The organism is Kribbella sp. HUAS MG21 (assembly GCF_040254265.1).
GTDB lineage: Bacteria > Actinomycetota > Actinomycetes > Propionibacteriales > Kribbellaceae > Kribbella.
In genome coordinates this window covers 1,010,332-1,029,695 of record NZ_CP158165.1, presented here as the reverse complement: position 1 = coordinate 1,029,695, position 19,364 = coordinate 1,010,332, and the positions used below count along the sequence as shown (strand labels likewise).

The 19,364-nt window shown below is 70.1% G+C and carries 19 protein-coding genes; 11 read left to right on the top strand and 8 right to left on the bottom strand.

Annotation, left to right across the window (positions count from 1 at the left end; translation table 11 throughout):
* Position 1 precedes the first annotated feature (1 nt).
* Entirely contained in the window at positions 2-2,461 is a 2,460-nt protein-coding gene (gene pepN, locus ABN611_RS04965) for an aminopeptidase N (RefSeq protein ID WP_350278576.1), read from the top strand.
* Here the strand turns inward: pepN and ABN611_RS04960 are convergent.
* Positions 2,448-2,987, bottom strand: a complete 540-nt coding sequence (locus tag ABN611_RS04960) for an RNA polymerase sigma factor (RefSeq protein ID WP_350278575.1) — start codon at positions 2,985-2,987, stop codon at positions 2,448-2,450. The two genes, pepN and ABN611_RS04960, sit on opposite strands and share 14 nt — an antisense overlap.
* 42 nt (positions 2,988-3,029) lie before the next feature.
* On the opposite strand from ABN611_RS04960, the gene ABN611_RS04955 reads away from it, so the two are divergent.
* A complete protein-coding gene (locus ABN611_RS04955; RefSeq protein ID WP_350278574.1) occupies positions 3,030-4,040 on the top strand; it encodes a serine/threonine-protein kinase in 1,011 nt (336 codons plus the stop codon).
* A 17-nt stretch (positions 4,041-4,057) separates the two neighbouring features.
* Complete coding sequence (locus ABN611_RS04950) at positions 4,058-4,675, top strand: hypothetical protein (protein WP_350278573.1); 618 nt, start codon at positions 4,058-4,060, stop codon at positions 4,673-4,675.
* On the opposite strand, the gene ABN611_RS04945 is transcribed toward ABN611_RS04950, so the two are convergent.
* Genes ABN611_RS04945 through deoC form a run of 3 tightly spaced genes read right to left on the bottom strand, consistent with a single transcriptional unit; the run spans position 4,676 to position 7,936 of the window.
* Positions 4,676-5,521, bottom strand: coding sequence for an aldehyde dehydrogenase family protein (locus ABN611_RS04945; RefSeq protein ID WP_350278572.1), 846 nt, complete (start codon positions 5,519-5,521; stop codon positions 4,676-4,678).
* A 16-nt stretch (positions 5,522-5,537) separates the two neighbouring features.
* On the bottom strand, positions 5,538-6,974 hold the full coding sequence (locus tag ABN611_RS04940) for an aldehyde dehydrogenase family protein (RefSeq protein ID WP_350278571.1): 1,437 nt from the start codon (positions 6,972-6,974) through the stop codon (positions 5,538-5,540).
* A gap of 5 nt (positions 6,975-6,979) precedes the next feature.
* A complete protein-coding gene (deoC, locus tag ABN611_RS04935) occupies positions 6,980-7,936 on the bottom strand; it encodes a deoxyribose-phosphate aldolase (RefSeq protein ID WP_350278570.1) in 957 nt (318 codons plus the stop codon).
* A 46-nt stretch (positions 7,937-7,982) separates the two neighbouring features.
* Here deoC and ABN611_RS04930 point away from each other — a divergent pair, with 46 nt between their 5' ends.
* From ABN611_RS04930 to ABN611_RS04915, 4 genes are all read left to right on the top strand, one after another.
* Positions 7,983-8,543 carry a PH domain-containing protein gene (locus tag ABN611_RS04930; protein ID WP_350278569.1) on the top strand — a complete coding sequence of 187 codons (561 nt, stop codon included), beginning with the start codon at positions 7,983-7,985 and terminating at the stop codon, positions 8,541-8,543.
* A 25-nt stretch (positions 8,544-8,568) separates the two neighbouring features.
* A complete protein-coding gene (locus tag ABN611_RS04925; protein ID WP_350278568.1) occupies positions 8,569-9,465 on the top strand; it encodes an alpha/beta hydrolase-fold protein in 897 nt (298 codons plus the stop codon).
* Positions 9,466-9,577: 112 nt separating this feature from the next.
* Positions 9,578-10,552: a neutral zinc metallopeptidase gene (locus ABN611_RS04920; RefSeq protein WP_350278567.1), complete on the top strand. Its 975-nt coding sequence runs from the start codon at positions 9,578-9,580 to the stop codon at positions 10,550-10,552.
* Positions 10,553-10,721: 169 nt separating this feature from the next.
* Positions 10,722-11,171, top strand: a complete 450-nt coding sequence (locus ABN611_RS04915) for a hypothetical protein (protein ID WP_350278566.1) — start codon at positions 10,722-10,724, stop codon at positions 11,169-11,171.
* Positions 11,172-11,202: 31 nt separating this feature from the next.
* On the opposite strand, the gene ABN611_RS04910 is transcribed toward ABN611_RS04915, so the two are convergent.
* Both ABN611_RS04910 and ABN611_RS04905 read right to left on the bottom strand, forming a co-directional pair.
* The gene (locus ABN611_RS04910) at positions 11,203-12,831 is read right to left on the bottom strand and encodes a phospho-sugar mutase (RefSeq protein WP_350278565.1); all 1,629 of its coding nucleotides are present in this window, start codon (positions 12,829-12,831) and stop codon (positions 11,203-11,205) included.
* A 10-nt stretch (positions 12,832-12,841) separates the two neighbouring features.
* Positions 12,842-13,303 (bottom strand): gamma-glutamylcyclotransferase, encoded by a 462-nt coding sequence (locus tag ABN611_RS04905; protein WP_350278564.1) that lies wholly within the window; start codon positions 13,301-13,303, stop codon positions 12,842-12,844.
* 31 nt (positions 13,304-13,334) lie between these two features.
* Between ABN611_RS04905 and ABN611_RS04900 the strand changes: the two genes are divergently transcribed.
* On the top strand, positions 13,335-14,726 hold the full coding sequence (locus ABN611_RS04900) for an NAD(P)H-quinone dehydrogenase (protein ID WP_350278563.1): 1,392 nt from the start codon (positions 13,335-13,337) through the stop codon (positions 14,724-14,726).
* Positions 14,727-14,740: 14 nt separating this feature from the next.
* Here ABN611_RS04900 and ABN611_RS04895 read toward each other — a convergent pair whose 3' ends face one another.
* Positions 14,741-15,316, bottom strand: a complete 576-nt coding sequence (locus ABN611_RS04895) for a TetR/AcrR family transcriptional regulator (protein WP_350278562.1) — start codon at positions 15,314-15,316, stop codon at positions 14,741-14,743.
* A gap of 95 nt (positions 15,317-15,411) precedes the next feature.
* Between ABN611_RS04895 and ABN611_RS04890 the strand changes: the two genes are divergently transcribed.
* The gene (locus ABN611_RS04890) at positions 15,412-16,374 is read left to right on the top strand and encodes an NADP-dependent oxidoreductase (RefSeq protein ID WP_350281595.1); all 963 of its coding nucleotides are present in this window, start codon (positions 15,412-15,414) and stop codon (positions 16,372-16,374) included.
* Between the two features lie 24 nt (positions 16,375-16,398).
* Here ABN611_RS04890 and ABN611_RS04885 read toward each other — a convergent pair whose 3' ends face one another.
* Positions 16,399-17,313, bottom strand: a complete 915-nt coding sequence (locus ABN611_RS04885) for a hypothetical protein (protein WP_350278561.1) — start codon at positions 17,311-17,313, stop codon at positions 16,399-16,401.
* Between the two features lie 182 nt (positions 17,314-17,495).
* On the opposite strand from ABN611_RS04885, the gene ABN611_RS04880 reads away from it, so the two are divergent.
* Together ABN611_RS04880 and ABN611_RS04875 are read left to right on the top strand one after the other, a co-directional pair.
* A complete protein-coding gene (locus ABN611_RS04880; RefSeq protein WP_350278560.1) occupies positions 17,496-18,368 on the top strand; it encodes a hypothetical protein in 873 nt (290 codons plus the stop codon).
* A gap of 64 nt (positions 18,369-18,432) precedes the next feature.
* Positions 18,433-19,326 carry a hypothetical protein gene (locus tag ABN611_RS04875; RefSeq protein WP_350278559.1) on the top strand — a complete coding sequence of 298 codons (894 nt, stop codon included), beginning with the start codon at positions 18,433-18,435 and terminating at the stop codon, positions 19,324-19,326.
* The last annotated feature ends 38 nt before the right edge of the window (positions 19,327-19,364 follow it).

The following is a 19,364-nucleotide window of genomic DNA, read 5'->3' as shown; positions in this document are numbered from 1 at the left end:
CATGCGCGCGCTGACACCCGAAGAGGCCCGGCAACGGGCGGCGGACCTGGCCCTGCGGTCGTACGAGATCGCGTTCGACCTGACCGGGGACGGCGACACGTTCGTCACCACCAGCAGGATCCGCTTCGCGGCCACCAGCAGCACCAGTTGGGTGGATGTGAAGCCGGAGCGGCTGATCGCGGTCGAGCTCAACGGGCAGTCGCTCGACATCGGCGCGCTCGACGGCGGCCGCTTCCCGCTCACCGGCTTGCAGGCAGAGAACGACCTCGTCGTCACCGCGGAGCTGAAGTACTCCACAGACGGCGAAGGCCTGGTGCGTTCGGTCGACGCCGCCGACGGACGGGTCTACACGTACGGCATGTCCTCGCTCGAGTCCGCGCCGCGGTACTTCCCGTGCTTCGACCAGCCCGACCTCAAGGCGCCGTACACGGTCACCGTGAAGTGCCCCGAGGACTGGGTCGTGCTCGGCAACGGCGCCGCCACCCGCACCGCGCCGGGGGAGTGGACGCTCGCCGAGACCAAACCGCTGTCGACGTACTTCGTCACGCTCGTCGCCGGGCCCTACCACCAGGTGCGCGGCGAGCACGACGGGATCCCGCTCGGACTCGCGTGCCGGCAGTCGCTGAAGGAGCACCTGGACGCCGACGACCTGTTCCGGACCACCCGGGAGGCGTTCGACGAGTACCACCGGCTGTTCCGGCAGCGGTACCCGTTCGGCGAGTACTGGCAGGTGTTCGTGCCGGACTTCAACCTCGGCGCGATGGAGAACCCGGGCTGCGTGACCTTCACCGACGGCCTGCTGTTCCGGGGCCGGGCGACCGAGGCGGAACGCAGTACGCGGGCCCGGATCGTCGTGCACGAGATGGCGCACATGTGGTTCGGCGACCTGGTCACGATGAAGTGGTGGAACGACATGTGGCTGAACGAGTCGTTCGCCGAGTACATGGCGCACCGCGTGTCCGAGGACGCGACCAGCTACGGCGGCAACTGGACCGACTTCGCGTTCGTGCGGAAGTGGTGGGGGCTGCAGACCGACCAGAGCAGCTCGACGCACCCGGTCGCGCCGGACAGCCTGAAGGACGCGCGGCAGTCGCTCGACGACTTCGACGGGATCTCCTACGCCAAGGGCGCGGCCGTCCTCAAGCAGCTGGCGAAGTACCTCGGTGACGACGTGTTCCTGAAGGGCGTGAACGCGCACCTGGACGCGCACGAGTACGGGAACGCGGACCTGCCCGAGTTCATCGCGAAGCTCACCGCGGCCGGCGCGCCGGATCTCGACAGTTGGTCAGACCAATGGTTGCGGACGGCGGGGCTGGACACGATCACCGTCGAGCGGACGGACACCGGCGTGGTGGTACGGCGCTCGAGCCCGGACGGTTCTCGCCGTCTGCACAAGCTGAGTGTCGGTGTCTACGACGCGGACGAATCTGCCACGCTGGTCGATGTGGTGCTCGCCCAGGACTCAGTAGAGGTTGTGCCGGGCGACGACAAGCCCTTGGTCGGGGCGGACGCCGGTGGCGTGGTGGTGCCGGACGCCGCCGATGACACCTGGGCGAAGATCCGGCTCGATGCGGAGAGTCTCGGCAATCTTCCCGCGGTGCTGCCGGCGATCACCGATGGGACCACTCGTGCGGTGATCTGGAACTCGGTGCGCGACGCCGTCGCCGACGCCGAGTTCGACCCGCGGCAGGCGCTCGAGCTGTTCGCCGCCGCGCTGCCGGGCGAGGACAGCGACATCGCGGTCGGCTCGCTCGTCCGCTGGCTCGAGGACCGCGTCGTCGGCCGCTACCTCGACTACGAGGCGGCGCGCGGGCCGGTGGCCGAGGCCCTGCGCGACAAGCTCGCCGCGACCACGCCGGGGAGCAGCCTGCAACTGGTGACTGCCCGCGGCCTGATCGCCACCAGCGACGACGGCGACCTGCTGAAGTCCTGGTTCGACGGTTCGCCAGAGGGGCTGCAGCTCGACGCGGACCTGCGGTGGGCGCTCGTACTGCGGCTCGTTCGGCTCGGGGCGTTCGGTGCGACCGAGATCGACGCCGAGCTGGACCGGGACAAGTCGACCGAGGGCGTCAACCACGCCGCCCGGTGCCGCGCCGCGCTGCCGGACGGCAAGGAGGCCGCCTGGGCGCGGATCATGACCGACCCGTCGATCGGCGTCCAGGAGCTGCTCGCCGCGGCCGAGGGGTTCTGGCACCCGGCGCAGGCCGCCGCGACCGCGCCGTACGTCGAGCGGTTCTTCACCGACATCCGGGGGACCGCGGAGATCCGGTCCGGCATGGTGGTCGGCCTGACCGCCCAGCGGATGGCGCCGCGCTACGCGATCGACGAGGCGTTGATCGCGCCCGCCGAGGCGCTGATCGCGGACGCGAGCGTGAACTCGGCGGTGCGCCGGCAGACCGCGAACTTCCTCGACGACCTGCGGCGGGCGATCGCGGTACGGCGGACGTTCAGCGGACGGTGAGGCGTTCCGCGACGGCCTTGCGGGCCTGGTGGATGCGGGCCTTCACGGTGCCGAGCGGGACGTCGAGCTCGTCGGCGATCTCGGCGTACGAGAGCGCGCCGAGATCGCGCAGGACGAGCGGCTGGACGAGCTGCGGGTGGCTGGACTCGAGCGACTCCAGGGCCTCGAGGAGGTCGAGGCGGGAACCGGCGATGACCGAGGTGGTGCGCGGGTCGACGGACTCCGGCAGGACCTCGGCGGACTGCTCGACCGAGCGGCGCTTCAGCGAGCGGTAGGTCTGCCGCGCCTGGTTGGTGGCCACGATCGTCACCCAGCCGGCGAAACTGCCGGTGCCCTTGAAGGTGTGCACCTTGTTGGCCACCTGGAGCAGGGTGTCCTGGACCGCCTCCTCGGCGTCCTCCCGGTACGGCAGGAACTTCGCCACCCGGCGCTGCACCTGCGGCCGGATCGCCTGCAGAAGTTGTGGAAGCACCGACTGGTCCCCGGCTGCCGCCCGGGCCGCTAGTTCTTCCAGCTCGTCGGTCATGCTCCCCCCTTTTTAGCCTGGTTGTGAACGACAATAGCCGGGATGGATGTCATCGGGCGGTACCGGTTACGGGACAAGATCGGCGCGGGCGCGTTCGCGACCGTCTGGCGGGGGTACGACGACGACCTGGACGTCGACGTCGCCGTCAAGGTGCTCGCGGACAACTGGGCGTCGCGCGCGGACGTCCGCGAACGCTTCCTGTCCGAGGCGCGGCTGATGCGCCGGATCGCCAGCGACCGGGTGGTGCGGGTCTTCGACCTGGGCAAGCTCCCGGACGGGCGCCCGTACTTCGTGATGGACTACGTCGGCGGCGGCACGCTGGGCGACGTACTGCGGCAAGGCCGGCTCGACCCGGTGGACGCGCTGTGGTGGGGCGCGGACCTGGCCCGCGCGGTGGCCGCGCTGCACAGCGAGGGCGTCGTGCACCGGGACGTCACGCCGGCGAACCTGCTGCTCCGGCCGGGGACCGAGGCCGGGGGAGGGACGCACCGGATCGTGCTGGCCGACCTCGGCCTCGCGAAACGCGCCGCGGAGGCGTCCGGTCTCACCCAGGCCGTCGGCACGCCCGCGTACATGGCGCCGGAGCAGGGACGCGGCGACGGTGGTTTCGACGAGCGGGCCGACATCTACGCGGTCGGCGCGGTCACGTACGCGCTGCTCACCGGGCATCCGCCGTACTCCGCGGCGTCGATCGGCGACGTGCTGAACCGCGACCCGGACCTGCCACCGCCGAGCCTGCGGCCGGAGCTGCACGACTCGGTCGGGCAGCTCGACGACATCCTCGCGCGGGCGCTGGCGTACCGCGTCACGGACCGCTGGGAGCGTGCGGACACGCTGGCCGAGCGGCTGGAGGCGGAGGCGTTCCGGCTCGAGCAGGAGGCGCCGCTGCGCGCGTCGGTGCGGACTACGATCACCGAGGACGACCTGGACACGACGGTGGCGACCGACCCGCCGGTACGGCGCCGACGCCGGCGGCGCGCGTGGTTCCTGCTGGCGCTGCCGGTGGTGTTCGTGGCCGCGGGCGTGGGCGGATGGTTCCTCTTCGGCCGCTGACTGCGTAGAGTAGTCGTATGGCTACTTACCGCAGTCTTGTGGTGGTTCTCGCCGTACTCGCCCCTTCGCTCATCCCGGCCGCGGCCCACGCCCGGCCCGTCGCCAGTTACGCGTGCCGCGCGGACACGAAGTTCGGCCGGCACACCGTCTCGCTCCGCCAGGCTGTCGACGCGCAGGCACCCGCCACCGTGCGCCCCAACAGCCGCTTCACGATCGCCGTCCGCCTCCAGCCCGGCACCCTGCCCGGCGAGGTCAAGGGCTTCAAGCTCAAGGAGGTCCGCGACCTCACGCTAAGGCTCCCGGTCCCGGCGAACTCGTCGTACCTCGGCGCCCGCCTCACCGGCGGCTCCGGCCTCAATTCCACCCCGACCGTCCACCTCGACGGCACCGTCGCCGTCGTCAAGGTGGCAGGCCCGATTCCCGGCGGAGCGACGTACCAGCTCCCCACCCTCAGCATCCGCCTGAAGTCCGGCCGCCGAGGTACAGCGATCGAGACCAGACTCAAGGGCAGCAGCTACGAAGACCCAGGCCTGACCCTGCAGGCCAAGATCAAATGGAAGTTCCTCACCACCACCGCCCCCGTAACCTGCTACCCCAACCCGAACCCGGCCCTCACTCGCACGCTGGTGAGGTAGTCAGACGCCGATCGGGTGCCAGACGGTTTTGAGTTCGAGGTATTGGGTGAGGCGGGACAGGCCCTGGTCGGCGGTCCAGTCCTCCGCGGCGGGGCGGCGGACCCGCTTGAGATTGCCGGCGGCGGCGATCTCCAGGTCACGGGCCTCGTCCTCGGACTCGATGCCGCACAGGTCGATCGCGTTGACGTCCTGGTGGGACGCCAGCCACGGGCCGATCTCGGAGGCCGAGCCGGTGAGGATGTTGACGACGCCGCCCGGTACGTCGGACGTCGCCATCACCTCGCCCAGCGTCACGGCGGGCAGCGGGCGTTCGTACGACGACACCGCGACGACCGTGTTGCCGGAGACGATCGCGGGGGCGATCACGCTGGTGAGGCCCAGCAGACTGGAGTCCTGCGGCGCGAGGACCGCGACCACGCCGGTTGCCTCAGGCAACGAGAAGTCGAAGTACGGGCCGGCCACCGGGTTGCTGGAGCCGACCACCTGGGCGAGCTTGTCGGCCCAGCCGGCGTACCAGACCCAGCGGTCGATCGACGCGTCCACGACCGCGCGCGCCTTCGAGATCGACAGGCCCTCGCCGGCAGCGACCTCGGCACTGAACTGCTGGTGCCGCCCCTCCATCACCTCGGCGATCCGGTACAGCACCTGGCCGCGGTTGTACGCCGTCCGCGCGTGCCAGCCGCCGAACGCCTTCCGGGCCGCGACCACCGCGTCCCGGGCGTCCTTGCGGGAGGCCTGCGACGCGTTCGCCAGGAACTTGCCCTTGGCGTTGTTCACGACGTACGAACGACCGGACTCGCTGCGCGGGAAGGCGCCGCCGATGTAGAGCTTGTAGGTCTTCCGCACTTCCAGCCTTTGCGACTCAGTGGGCAAGGTAGGCCTCCAGACCATGGCGACCGCCCTCGCGGCCGTAGCCCGACTCCTTGTAGCCGCCGAACGGCGAGGTCGGGTCGAAGCGGTTGAACGTGTTCGCCCAGACCACGCCGGCGCGCAGCTGGTTCGCCATCCAGAGGATCCGGGAGCCCTTCTCGGTCCAGATCCCCGCGGACAGCCCGAACGGGGTGTTGTTCGCCTTCTCGACCGCCTCGGCCGGCGTCCGGAAGGTCAGCACGGACAGCACCGGGCCGAAGATCTCCTCGCGGGCGATCCGGTGCGCCTGGGACACCCCGGTGAAGACCGTCGGCGGGAACCAGTAGCCCTCGGCCGGCAGCTCGCACTCCGGCGACCAGCGCTCGGCGCCCTCGTCCTCGCCGATCTGCGACAGCTCCCGGATCTTCGCCAGCTGGGCCGACGAGTTGATCGCGCCGATGTCGGTGTTCTTGTCCAGTGGGTCGCCGACCCGCAGCGTGCCCATCCGGCGCTTCAGCCGCGCGAGCACCTCGTCGTACACGCTCTCCTGGACCAGCAGCCGCGAGCCCGCGCAGCACACGTGGCCCTGGTTGAAGAAGATGCCGTTGACGATGCCCTCGATGGTCTGGTCGATCGGCGCGTCCTCGAAGACGATGTTCGCCGCCTTGCCGCCGAGCTCCAGCGTCACCGCCTTGTGGGTGCCGGCCACCGACTTCGCGATCGCCCGGCCGACCTCGGTCGACCCGGTGAACGCGACCTTGTCGACGTCCGGGTGCTCGACCAGCGCCTGCCCGGTGCGGCCCGCGCCGGTGACGATGTTCACCACGCCCGGCGGCAGGTCCGCCTGCTGGCAGATCTCCGCGAACGCCAGCGCGGTCAGCGGCGTGGTCTCGGCCGGCTTCAGTACGACGGTGTTGCCGGCGGCGAGCGCCGGCGCGATCTTCCACGCCAGCATCAGCATCGGGAAGTTCCACGGGATGACCTGGCCCGCGACGCCCCACGGCCGCGGGTCGTCGCCGACCCCGGCGTACTCGAGCTTGTCGGCCCAGCCCGCGTAGTAGAAGAAGTGCGCCGCCACCAACGGGATGTCGACGTCGCGGGACTCGCGGATCGGCTTGCCGTTGTCCAGCGACTCCAGCACCGCCAGCTCCCGCGCGCGCTCCTGGATCAGCCGCGCGATCCGGAACAGGTACTTCGCCCGGTCCTTGCCGCTCATCGGGCCCCACACCTTGTCGAACGCCTTCCGGGCCGCGCGCACGGCCTTGTCGACGTCGGCGGGACCGGCCTCGCTGACCTCGGCCAGCACCTCTTCGGACGCAGGGGAGACGGTTTTGAACGGCTTCCCGTCCGTCGCGTCGACGAACTGCCCGTTGACGAACAGCCCGTACGACGACTTGATGTCGACGATCGCCCGCGACTCGGGAGCGGGTGCGTACTCGAATCTGCTCATGCCTGTCAGTCCAAGGTGAAGTAGTCGGGGCCCGGGTAGTGACCGGTGGCCAGCTTGGTGCGCTGCATCAGCAGGTCGTTCAGCAGGCTGGAGGCGCCGAACCGGAACAGTTCCGGGTCCAGCCAGTCCGGGCCGGCGGTCTCGTTGACCGTGACCAGGTACTTGATCGCGTCCTTCGCGGTCCGGATCCCGCCGGCCGGCTTGACGCCGATGTGCAGCCCGGTGGCCTCGTGGTAGTCGCGGACCGCCTCGAGCATCACCAGCGTGACCGGCAGCGTGGCCGCCGGGGACACCTTGCCGGTGGAGGTCTTGATGAAGTCCGCGCCGGCCAGCATCGCCAGCCAGGACGCCCGCCGGACGTTGTCGTAGGTGACCAGCTCGCCGGTCTCCAGGATCACCTTCAGGTGCGCGTCGCCGGCCGCCTCGCGGATCGCGGCGATCTCGTCGAAGACCAGTCCGTACCGCCCGGAGAGGAAGGCGCCGCGGTCGATCACCATGTCGACCTCGTCGGCGCCGGCCGCGACCGCGTCCTTGGTGTCCTGGACCTTGATCGCGAGGCTGGAACGCCCGCTGGGGAAGGCGGTCGCGACACTCGCCACGTTGATCCCGGAGCCGTCCAGCTCGCGCTTCGCGGTGGCGACCAGGTCCGGGTAGACGCAGACCGCGGCCACCTGCGGCGTGCTCGGGTCGGCCGGGTCCGGCCGCTTCGCCTTCGCGCACAGGGCCCGCACCTTGCCGGGGGTGTCCTGGCCCTCCAGCGTGGTCAGGTCGATCATCCGGATCGCCAGGTCCAGCGCGTACTGCTTGGCGGTGGTCTTGATCGACCGGGTGCTCAGCGTGGCCGCCCGGGCCTCCGCGCCGACCTGGTCGACGCCCGGCAGCCCGAGCAGGAACCGGCGCAGCCGGTCCTCGGACGAGGTCACGTCGGCCAGGCTGTCGACGCCGCTGTCGAGTGTGGTCACCCTCGGCAGTCTAGTGCTGATTCTGACGGCCAGTTACTTTGTGCGGGTGAAGTCGAAATCGCCGGAGAGCGAGCAGTACCTGTCCGCGTCGAACCGGATCACCGGGGTCATCGTCCTGGTGATCGGGGCGCTCGGCCTGCTCGACATCGTGCTGGAGTGGCGGACCCTGACCGGGTTGCTGGTGGCCAGCATCATCGGGATCTTCATGGTCCTGGCGTACGTCGGCCTGATGCGGCCGTCGGTCACGCTCAGCCCGGAGCACCTGCTGCTGCGTAACCACCTGCGCGACCACCTGATCCCGTGGTCGAAGGTGACCGGCGTCGACGTGACCGACATCCTCCGCGTGCACGCCGCCGACGCCAAGTACCGGGCGCCCGGCGTCCAGCTGGTCATGCGGGACCTGCGCAAGCAGCGGGTCGGCGGCCGCAAGCTCTCCGCCGACAGCTCGATCTCCAAGGCGGACTTCGTCGTCAACCGGATCGAGTACCACCAGGAGCAGTACGCCGCCAAGTCCGAGGGCGACGCGATCACCCGCTGGGCGCGCCCCGAGCTGATCGCGATCGGCGTGCTGGCCGTGATCGCGGCGGTCGCGGCCCTGTTCCGCTGACCCCGTACGGCCGCATCCTGAACGTGTGCTGACCCGGCGTACGTTCGTCCGCACCGGCGCCGCGGCCGCAGCCGTCGGCGTCGCAGGTGTGGCCGCGCTGGAGACCGGCGTGATCCCGGGCCGGGCGCGCATGCACGACGTACTCGGCCTGACCGGTCCGGACGGCGTCGTACCCGATGTGCCCGCGGGCCCCGCGGTGTCGGGCAGCTTCGACTCGTTCGGCCGCCGGACCAAGGTCGGCTACAGCATCCTGTACCCCGACGGGTACGGCCCGGCGCACGAGCTGCCGGTCGTCCTCGTGCTGCACGGTCGTGGGGGCGACCACACATCGGCGGTCAACGACCTGGGCATCGACCGCTACCTGACCGCGACGGTCCGCGAGGGAACGCCGCCGTTCGCGCTCGCCACCGTCGACGGCGGCGGGGACAGCTACTGGCACCGGCGCGCCGACGGCAACGACCCCGGATTCATGCTCCGTCAGGAATTCCTGCCGCTGCTGGCCGATCGCGGCCTGAACACCAGCCGGTACGGCGTCCTCGGCTGGTCGATGGGCGGGTACGGCGCCCTGCTCTGGGTCGCCCTGCACTACTGGCAGCGCCGGGTCGGGCCCGCTGTGAAGGCCGTGGCGGTGGGCGCGCTCAGCCCGGCGCTGTGGCGCGAGTACTCCGAGGTTCAGCCGGGCGCGTTCGACGACGCGGCGGATTTCGAGCGCAGCCAGGTGTTCGGGCGGCCCAGCGGTTTCCGGGATGTTGCCGTCCGCATCGACTGCGGCCGGGACGACCCGTTCGCGGAGGCGGCCGCCGCGCTGCGCCAGGAGCTGCACGCGGCCGGCGGCCAGCAGCCCGGCGCCCACAGCCCCGGCTACTGGCGGCGCATGCTCCCTGACCAGTTGCGATTTCTGGGTGCGAAAGTCGGCCGCTGAGCGGAACTGTGGTGTGATTCGCCACGTCGAAACCCGTGTCCAAGCCCGGGTGAACCCCTGTGCACCCCAGGATTGGCTCCGACAGGTCCCTAGAACATCGAGAGTGGAGCTCATGGTCAACCTCTCCCGTACCACCCTGCGTGGCTTCGCCACGGTCGGCGCCCTGGCCGGCTTCGCCGCCGCGGCGCTGCCGAGCGCCCAGGCCGCGCAGACCGCCCCGACGGCGACCGCGCCGAAGGCTGCCAGCACCGCCGCCGTGGCGACCGCCGCCACCCCGGTGCCGCCGGTCGACGGCCGCGCCTACGCGATCGGCAACCCGCCGGCCGGTGAGGCCCTGACGACCAAGTCGTCGACGCTGAACATCGTTCGCTACAACCGCCTGTACAAGACGGGTCCGATCACCCCGTCGAAGTGCAAGGAGGTCAACGTCTCGCTGCGCACCGCCGCGGGCGTCGACGCCTACGTGTCGCAGCACTTCCGCTGCACCTACGCCGAGTGGGCGCTGCCGCTGAAGCAGGCCGGCGCGGCGTACAAGGTCGCCCCGAAGCTGGTCATGCACAGCGCGAGCTCGGTGCGCTCGTACTGCGGTGTCGTCGACGGCAACACCGCGTTCTTCTGCGGTTACAACGGCAAGGCGTGGATCTACATCCCGCGGCCGCCGATCCAGCGCTACTGGGCGCAGAGCCCGACCATGGCCCGCGCCTACACGACCAACGTCCTGGCGCACGAGTACGGCCACCACGTCCAGTGGCTGACCGGCATCCTGGGCGCGTCCTGGCAGCGTCAGCGCGCGTTCAGCACCTACGCCGCGCAGATGGAGGAGAGCCGTCGTCGTGAGCTGCAGGCGTCCTGCCTCGGCTCGGCCAGCATCGGCGCCAACAAGCGCTACTACCCGATGGCGGGCGGCCTGTACCAGCAGTGGCTGTACGTCGTGAACAACTCCGGCGACCAGCCGGGCTACCCGCGTGACCACGGCTCGATGAAGAACCACGGCTTCTGGTCGCGGGCCGGCTTCAACGCGTCGCGCAGCTACGCCGTCGCCGGCAACTGCAACACCTGGAACGCGAACTCCACGTACGTCGCCTGATCTCAGGCCGGAGTTCCGACGTAACTCGGCCGCCCGGTACGCGTTGGCGTACCGGGCGGCTGTTTCTTTTCGGCGACACCTGCACGATCCGCGATCGTGTGGTTACGCGTTTCCGGTGCGAACGCCCTAGAGTTCTGAGTCGAGCGTCGAACGGCAGGAGTCAAGGACAGTGAACTACGACGAGTTCAACACCGAGTACGCGAAGGTGCTGGACAAGATCAAGAGCGGTCGGTGCACCTGGTCGGAGCTGTCCGGGCACGTCACCCGGTTGCGGCAGGCGACCGTCGGGATCACCGTGCCGGTGGAGCGCACCCAGGTCGACCACGACCTCGCCGCGCTCAGCCAGATGGTGGACATGTCCCGGCGGACCAACGACAAGGAAGACGTCTGGACGGTCACGTCGGACGCGATCCGCAAGGCCAGCAGCCAGGAGGGCACGGTCGCCGACCGGATCGCCCGGATCGAGGCGAGCATCAACGAGATCACCGCGCTGGCGAACCGGAACCCGGACGAGCGGGACGCGCTGATGCAGTCCACCAGCACGCTCCGCATCCTGCACTCGTCGTTGCAGAGCTCTCTGCACGCCGAGGAAGCCGAAGCGGCCGCAGCCGCCCGCTGAGTTCCCGAACCACCCGCCAGGTGTTCCGGAACTAGATACCTGCCGCGGCAGCCAGATCGGTCTTGATGGCTGCCAAGGCAGTCGCCGCCTCGGTCCGTGCGGTGCCGACGTCCGTCGTCACCGGGACCACCACCTCGAGGTAGCACTTCAGCTTGGGCTCGGTCCCCGACGGGCGCACGACCACCCGTGCGCCGTCGGACAGCGTGAACCGCAGCCCGTCGGTCGGGGGCAACGACTCGGACCCCCGGCTCAGGTCGTCGATCCGCTCGACGGCGTACGCCCCCAGTGCCTTCGGCGGCGTCGCCCGGAGCCGTTCCATCGCCTGCGCGATCAGCGACAGGTCCTCGACCCTCGCCGACAGCTGGTCGGTCGCGTGCAGCCCGTGCTTGACCGCGAGGTCGTCCAGCAGGTCGACGAGCGTCCGGCCATCGGCCTTCGCCTCAGCCGCCAGCTGCAGCACTCGGACCAGCGTCGACACGCCGTCCTTGTCCTTCACGGCCTCCGGGTCCACGCAGTACCCGAGCGCCTCCTCGTACCCGAACACCAGCTCCGGCACGCGCCCGATCCACTTGAACCCGGTCAGCGTCTCGACGTACCGGACGCCGTACGACGCCGCGATCTTGCCGAGCAGCGACGACGAAACGATGGAACATGCCGCGACCCCAGCAGGCCCTGGCGACAGCAGAAACTCGCCGAGCAAGGCGCCCAGCTCGTCGCCGCGCAGCATCCGCCACCTTTCGCCGTCCGGCACAGCCACGGCGCACCGGTCGGCGTCCGGGTCGTTGGCGACCGCGATGTCGGCACCGATCTCGCGGGCCAGGTCGAGGGCCGCGTCGATCGCGCCCGGCTCCTCCGGGTTCGGGAACGAGACGGTCGGGAAGTCCGGGTCCGGGTCGGCCTGCGCCGCGACCACCCGCGGTACGGCGAACCCGGCGCGGGCGACGGCCGCCTCGACCAGGGTCCGCCCGACGCCGTGCAGTGGCGTGTAGGCGACGTTCAGGTCCCGTGGTGCGTCGGCCGGCACCAGCTCGGCGATCCGGTCCAGGTACGCGTCGAGCAGCTCGTCACCGGCCGTCCGCCAGTCGTCGCCGCGCGGGACACCGTCCAGCGGGCCGACCGCGGCGATGGCGGCCGCGATCTCCGCGTCGGCCGGCGGCACGATCTGCGATCCGTCGCCGAGGTACACCTTGTAGCCGTTGTCCTGCGGCGGGTTGTGCGAGGCCGTCACGACAACGCCGGCGACTGCGCCCAGGTGCCGGATCCCGAAGGCGATCACCGGGGTCGGCGTCGGGCGGTCGAGCAGGACGGCGTCCAGGCCGGCGCCGCGGATCACGGCCGCGGTGTCCTGCGCGAACACGTCCGACTTGTGCCGGGCGTCGTACCCGATCAGGACCGGGCCGTCGGTGCGGCCCTGCGCCTTCAGGTACGCCGCGAGGCCGGCGGCGGCGCGGATCACGACGACGCGGTTCATCCGGTTCGGCCCGGCGCCCACGGCGCCGCGCAGGCCCGCCGTACCGAACTCCAGGGTTCCGGAGAAGCGGTCGGCCAGCTCGGTGGTGTCGCCGGCGTCCAGGAGCTGCTGCAGCTCGGCGCGGGTGTCCGGGTCGGGGTCCTCGCGCAGCCAGGCTTCGGCGGCGGCCGTCAGATCTTGGGTCACCACCGCACGATAGCTAATGACCAGCGGACTGACAGGGGCGCGCGCGGAGGTCGGCGACGTAGTCGTCGGGGGCGCCGGCCGCTTCGGCGGCCTCGGCGAGGATGCCCAGGTAGCGGGCCGACGGCAGGCCGCCCTCGTACGCGTTCAGCACGTACATCCAGGCCAGCTGCTCGCCGTCCAGGGTCTGCACCCGGACCTGGATCTTGCGGTACACGCCCTGGTCGATCCACTCCCACTCGTCCAGCCGCTCGACGTCCTTGGGGTGGATGTCGTAGAGCGCCACGAACACCTGATTCGTGGGGTCGGCCGGGTCCTCGACGACCGTGGCCATCGCGCCCTCCCAGCCGAGCTCCTCACCGCCGAAGGTGAGGCGCCAGCCGGTGATCCAGCCGGTCCCGCGCAAGGGCGAGTACGGGCACCGCTCGGCCATCAGGTTCGGGTCCAGATTCGACGCAAACGCGGCGTACAGGGTCACGGGAACAGAGGATACGGAAGAATGGCCTCCCGTGGCGCGAGTTGTGATCATCGGAGGCGGTCCAGGCGGGTACGAAGCGGCCAGTGCGGCCGCCCAGCTCGGGGCGGAGGTGACGGTCGTCGATTCCGACGGGATCGGTGGTTCTGCCGTGCTCACCGACTGCGTACCGAGCAAAACGTTGATCGCGACGGCGGAGGTGATGACGGAGGTCGAGGAGGCCGGTCAGCTCGGCGTCCGGCTCGAGGACGGCGACGACGATCCGGCGAACTCCGTGCGTGTCGATCTCTCCGTCGTCAACAAACGGGTGAAGGCGCTGGCCGCCGCCCAGGGCGCCGGGATCGAGCGCCGGCTCGACCGGGACAAGGTCCGGGTGATCAAGGGCCGGGGCCGGCTGGACGGCCCGGAGACCGTGGTCGTCGGCGGGCCGGTCGGGGAGGAGCGGCTGGACGCCGACGTGGTGCTGATCGCCACCGGGGCGCGGCCGCGGATCCTGCAGGGCTCGGAGCCGGACGGCGAGCGGATCCTGACCTGGGAGCAGGTCTACGAGCTCGAGGAGCTGCCCGAGCGGCTGATCGTGGTCGGGTCCGGTGTCACCGGTGCCGAGTTCGCCAGCGCGTACGACGCGCTCGGGAGCGACGTCGTACTGGTGTCGTCGCGGGACCGGGTGCTGCCCGGCGAGGACGCCGACGCGGCCGCGGTGCTGGAGGACGTGTTCAAGCGGCGCGGGCTGACGGTGCTGGGCAAGTCCCGGGCCGAGTCGGTCCGGCGCCACGGCGACGGGGTCGTGGTGACGCTCACCGACGGCCGGACCGTCGAGGGGTCGCATGCGCTGCTCGCGGTCGGTTCGCTGCCGAACACCGACGACATGAACCTTGTCGAGTCGGGCGTGTCGCTGACCGACGGCGGGTTCGTGCAGGTCGACCGGGTGTCGCGGACCACCGCCCGCGGGGTCTACGCGGCCGGTGACTGCACCGGCGTCCTGATGCTGGCGTCGGTGGCCGCGATGCAGGGCCGGATCGCGATGGCGCATGCGCTCGGCGACGCGGTCGCACCGTTGGACCAGTCAACGGTCTCCGCGAACGTCTTCACCGCCCCGGAGATCGCCACCGTCGGGCTCTCGCAGGCGGTGGTGGACGCCGGCGGCAGTACGGCGCTGGTGGTCAAGGTGCCACTGGCCGACAACGCGCGCGCCAAGATGCAGGGCGTCCGGGACGGCTTCGTGAAACTCTTCTGCCTGCCCAACACCGGCATCGTCGTCGGCGGCGTGGTCGTCGCCCCACGCGCCAGCGAACTCATCCACCCCATCTCCCTGGCCGTCGCCGCCCGCCTCACCGTCGACCAGGTAGCCGCCTCCTTCACCGTCTACCCCTCCATCACCGGCTCCATCGCCGAAGCCGCCCGCCGCCTCCACCTCCGCCACTGAAGGCGCGGCGAGGGTCAGTCTGGTACCGGCCGTAGTCCGTCCATCAGGAGGTTCAGCAGGCGAGCGGCCATCGCTTCGTGCCCGCGCGCGCCCGCCACGGTGAAGATGCCGATGAGGCTGGCGGCGATGTCCTCGGCGGGGACGTCGCCGCGGAGCTGGCCGCTCCTGCGGCCGGCTTCGAGGATGTCGTCGATCGCTCCGAGCAGCTCGGTCCGGGTGTGCGCGTGGGCGATCTCGCCCGCTTCGATCATCGCGAGCAGGGTGTCGAGCATCCCGTTCTTGGTCGCGATCCAGTCCCCGAACAGGTCCATCCAGCGGCGCAGCGCCGCGGGCGGATCGAGCTCGGCGAGTAGCTCACGGGCACCGGTGGTGAGCCGCGAGACCTGGTCCTGGTAGACCGCGTCGACCAGCGACTCGCGGGTCGGGAAGTGCCTGTAGAGGGTGGCAATGCCGACCCCGGCTTCGTTGGCGATCGCGCGCATCGACGGCTCGCTCTCGGCCGAGGCGAAGAGCTGGGTCGCCACGTCCAGCAGTTGTTGGCGGTTACGGGTCGCGTCCGCCCGCAGTTTGCGGCGGTCTGTGGCGGTCAAAGCGGATCACGCTCCGGTTGTGCTAGCTTGGATCTCGTAAACGGAGCATAGTTCGTTTACGTGCTCCACGAGCAGCTACGGGAGAACAAGTGAGCATGAAAGAACCGCGCGTGACCGCGTCGGTGACCACGGGCCGGGCGGTCCGGTTCGAGTCGTCGTTCGGCGGACCGGAGGCGTTGAGCGTTCGCGAGGTGCCCGTGCCGGAGGCCGGTCCGGGGCAACTCCGCGTGCGGGTCACCGCGGCCGGGCTGAACCCGATGGACTGGTTCATGACCTCGGATGCGGAGACTGCTGCGCGATTCGGCCTGAGCCTGCCGTGCGGGTTCGGCACCGACTATGCCGGGGTGGTGGACGAGGTCGGTGACGGTGTGAGCAGGTTCGCGGTCGGCGACCGGGTCTTCGGCGGCGCCATGTCTCGTGCGGTCGCCGACTACATCGTCGTGGAGGAGGCCGGCGTCATCGCGGTGGGCGGCGAGGCACACCGTACGCCGGACGGCGTCGACGACCGCACCGCTGCCACCATTACGATCGCGGCCCGTACGGCGGCCGCCGCTTTGGCCGTGGTCAAGCCGGGCCCGGACGACACCGTGCTCATCGGCGGCGCGGGCGGCGGGGTAGGCGTGTTCGCCGTCCAGCTCGCGCGCCTCGCGGGCGCACGCGTGATCGGGACGGGATCGGCATCCTCCGCAGATTTCCTGCGCTCGCTCGGGGCAGAGCCGGTCACCTACGGCGATGGTCTGGTCGACCGGGTCCGCGCACTCGCTCCCGCCGGCGTCACCGCTGCCATGGACCTCCACGGGACCGACACGGCGCAGGCAGCACGCGAACTCGGCGTACCCGACGAGCGCATCACCACCATTGCCGCCCAGGTCGACGGGATCACACCGGCGAACGGCGCCAACACGCCCAACACCGCCCTCGAGGAGATCGCCGACCTGGTCGCGGCAGGCCGCCTCCGGGTACCGATCGCGGCAACCTTCCCGGTCGACCAGATCCACGCCGCAGTCGAACGCCAGTCCGAGCGCCACGTCCAGGGCAAGATCGTTGTCGACCTCTAGAGAGGTGATGGACGTTCGGTTGGGTTACTCGCCGTACAGGGGTGGAACGGTCGACGTCGTGCGGAGGTAGTAGACGGGGTCCTTGTAGGTGCCGGGGATCTTGCCGAGGCCCTTGATGACGGTGGCGCCGTGGCCGACGGCGTACAGGTAGGCGTTTCCGGTTTCCTTGTCGATGGCGGTCAGGAGGGTGCTCTGGGTGCCGCAGCGTTCCGCGACGAGGTGTTCGAAGGTCTGCCAGGTGGAGCTGCGGACCTTGGTGACGACAGGCTTTCCGGTTCGCGGGATGTGGATCGTGTACAGGCCGCCGCTGCGGGTGTTCGCGAGGAAGGTGTCGTAGGTCTTCGTCTCGCTGATCAGCGCCATCGACTTGACCGCCGCGAATCCGCTGAGCGGCGTGACGACGGCGGAACCGTACGGGTCGCCGAGGTTGTAGATCCAGCGGTACAACACCCCGTCGCCACGCAACCGGTACGACGCGGCGGTCCCGCCGCCGGTCCACGGTGCGCTGTTCTCGATCATCCGGTAGCCGCCGTGGTTCCGGCCGACACCGTTCATGCCGGAGGTCGGCTTTCCTTGGAGGTCTGTGCCGTACCACGAGCTGTACAGCGTCGTGTTGAGCAGGACCGTGCCGACGGTGATGTCACCGGACGCCGATTTCGGGTTGTGGGTCCAGGTGGAACTCGTTTTCGCGACACCGGGCGTGAACAGGTGAACGGCGGTGCCCTGCCGGGCGGTGACCGGGGATCCGGCGGAGACGTTCGAGTAGCCGATGTCGCCGCCGGCGGTGACGGAACCGACGGTCATCGTGCAGGCAGCGGTGGCCGTGGCCGCAGAGGTGGCAGTGGTGGCCGGGGCTGATGCCGCGCCGGCGGGGGTGGTGGCGAGCGTGCTGAGCAGGAGGGCGGATGCCGCGATCGCGGAGGATCGGGTCGGGCTCATGGCCGGTCCTTTCGAGGGAGGGAGTCGATCAGCTCGATACGACCGGTCCGGGAAAAGTTGCGGGCAACTTCGGGCGTGCGGGGTGCATCGGGGTGGCTGTGAACAACTTTCAAACGTCATCAGACTTCGTTGGTCCGGCGGGCCTTCGGAGGATCTTTCGGCGGAAGCTGACGCGTGCCTCCGTGGTGGGGGCGTCGGCGGTGCTGCTCGGCGGGCTGGCGGTCGCGCCGGCCGGTACGGCGACCGCGGGGGGCTCGGCGGCTGCGGCGGCCTGTTCGTTGACTGCTGGGTCGATCACCGCTTCCGGTGACATCGCCGGCACCGTGATCACCGCCTCGTCGCCGATCATCGCGAAGCGGACCACCGGCCCGCGGATGTTCTCGCCCGGCGTCGCGAAGATCGCGTCGACCTGGACCAAGACGATCGGCGTCGGCGCCGACTACCAGGTGTACGGCCAGGTGATCCTGAACTCGACGCTGTACTCCGGCGCGTACGGCCAGGACACCAGCGGCAAGCCGTACACCTCGCTGAAGTCCCGGGGCAGCGGCTACAACGGCTACAAGGTGATCGAGACCTCCCAGTACTGGGGCAAGGTGTTCCGCGGTGCGGAGTACTCGCTGCGGGGTGACGGGGTGCTCTACCGGTACACCCCCGCCACGAAGGCCGTGTCGCGCTGGCCAGGGTACTCCGCGGTGAAGACGATGGCGCTGATCAGCGAGACGCCGACGTACGACACCTTCCTCGCCAACACCTACGGCGGCGCGCTCTACACCATCCACATCCCGGTGGACGTCCGGCAGTCGCCGGTGGTGAAGAAGGTCCGTACGTCGACCTGGCAGAGCTTCGAGCACCTGGTCGCGGAGAAGTGCGGCTCACAGGGCACGCTGCTGGCCGGCATCGACAAGGACACCGGTTCGGCGTACCTGTACGCCGTCGGTCACGCCAACGGCCCGTCGACGTTGATCAAGGGCCTGGGCAAGGTGCCGGGATCCTTCGCCGACCCGGTCTACTACCTGCACACGGCCGAAGGAAGCGCACCGCTCTACGGCGAGTGAGCACAACTTTTGCGGCCGGGGCCGTATCAAGCTCATCGAGACTCACTCCCGAGAGGACATCCTGATGAGCTTGAGACGCGCTTCGGCGGTGGCCGCTGCCGCCGTCCTGCTGGGATCACTGGCGACCGGGCAGGCGCCGGCAGCGGTCGCGGCGCCTGCCGCGGCGAACGCTGCCTGCCAGATCCCTGTCGGATCCGTCGACGCCGGCGGCGACCTCGCCCACTCGACGATCACCGCCACGACTCCGCCGACCGCCAGGCACTCGACCGGGCAGCACATGTTCACGCCCGGCGTCGCGAAGCTGAGCAGCACGTGGACCTACACGGTGCTGAACCCGGTCGGCTTCTACGACGCGGCGTACGTCGTGCTCAACTCGTCGCTGTACTACGCGCGGTACGGCGAGGACACCGACGGTACGACGATCAACTCGCTCCACAAGATCGGTGGTGGCTGGGACAAGTTCACCTCGATCGAGGAGTCCTTCTACTGGGGCAAGACGTTCCGGGGCGCGTTCTACGGGATGCGCAACGACGGCGTGCTGTTCCGCTGGACCGACGGCTTCAAGAAGGTCAGCTCCTACCCGGGCTTCTCCGCGGTCAAGACGATGACCCTGATCAGCGAGACCGCGACGTACGACACCTTCCTGGCAAACACCAAGGGCGGGGCGCTCTACACGATCCGGATCCCGGCGAGCACGCCGATGAAGCCCGTGGTCAAGCAGGTCCGCAGCCGGACCTGGCAGGGCTTCGAGCACCTGGTCGCGGACAAGTGTGGCAGCCAGAGCACGTTGCTGACCGGCATCGACAAGGACACCGGCTCGGCCTACCTGTACGCCGTCAGCCACGCGAACGGCACGTCGACCGTGATCAAGGGCCTGGGCAAAGTGCCCGGCACCTATAAGGACCCCGTGTACTACCTCAACACCGCCGAGGGGAACGCGCCGCTATTCGGCGAGTGAAACCCTGACAACGCGACGGGCCCCGGTGACCAACTGGT

Excerpts from the sequence above, each read along its gene's own strand:
- pepN (WP_350278576.1), top strand. The coding sequence starts at position 2 with ATGCGCGCGCTGACACCCGAAGAGGCCCGGCAACGGGCGGCGGACCTG.
- ABN611_RS04960 (WP_350278575.1), bottom strand. The coding sequence starts at position 2,987 with ATGACCGACGAGCTGGAAGAACTAGCGGCCCGGGCGGCAGCCGGGGAC.
- ABN611_RS04955 (WP_350278574.1), top strand. The coding sequence starts at position 3,030 with ATGGATGTCATCGGGCGGTACCGGTTACGGGACAAGATCGGCGCGGGC.
- ABN611_RS04950 (WP_350278573.1), top strand. The coding sequence starts at position 4,058 with ATGGCTACTTACCGCAGTCTTGTGGTGGTTCTCGCCGTACTCGCCCCT.
- ABN611_RS04940 (WP_350278571.1), bottom strand. The coding sequence starts at position 6,974 with ATGAGCAGATTCGAGTACGCACCCGCTCCCGAGTCGCGGGCGATCGTC.
- ABN611_RS04920 (WP_350278567.1), top strand. The coding sequence starts at position 9,578 with ATGGTCAACCTCTCCCGTACCACCCTGCGTGGCTTCGCCACGGTCGGC.
- ABN611_RS04890 (WP_350281595.1), top strand. The coding sequence starts at position 15,412 with ATGAAAGAACCGCGCGTGACCGCGTCGGTGACCACGGGCCGGGCGGTC.
- ABN611_RS04885 (WP_350278561.1), bottom strand. The coding sequence starts at position 17,313 with ATGAGCCCGACCCGATCCTCCGCGATCGCGGCATCCGCCCTCCTGCTC.
- ABN611_RS04875 (WP_350278559.1), top strand. The coding sequence starts at position 18,433 with ATGAGCTTGAGACGCGCTTCGGCGGTGGCCGCTGCCGCCGTCCTGCTG.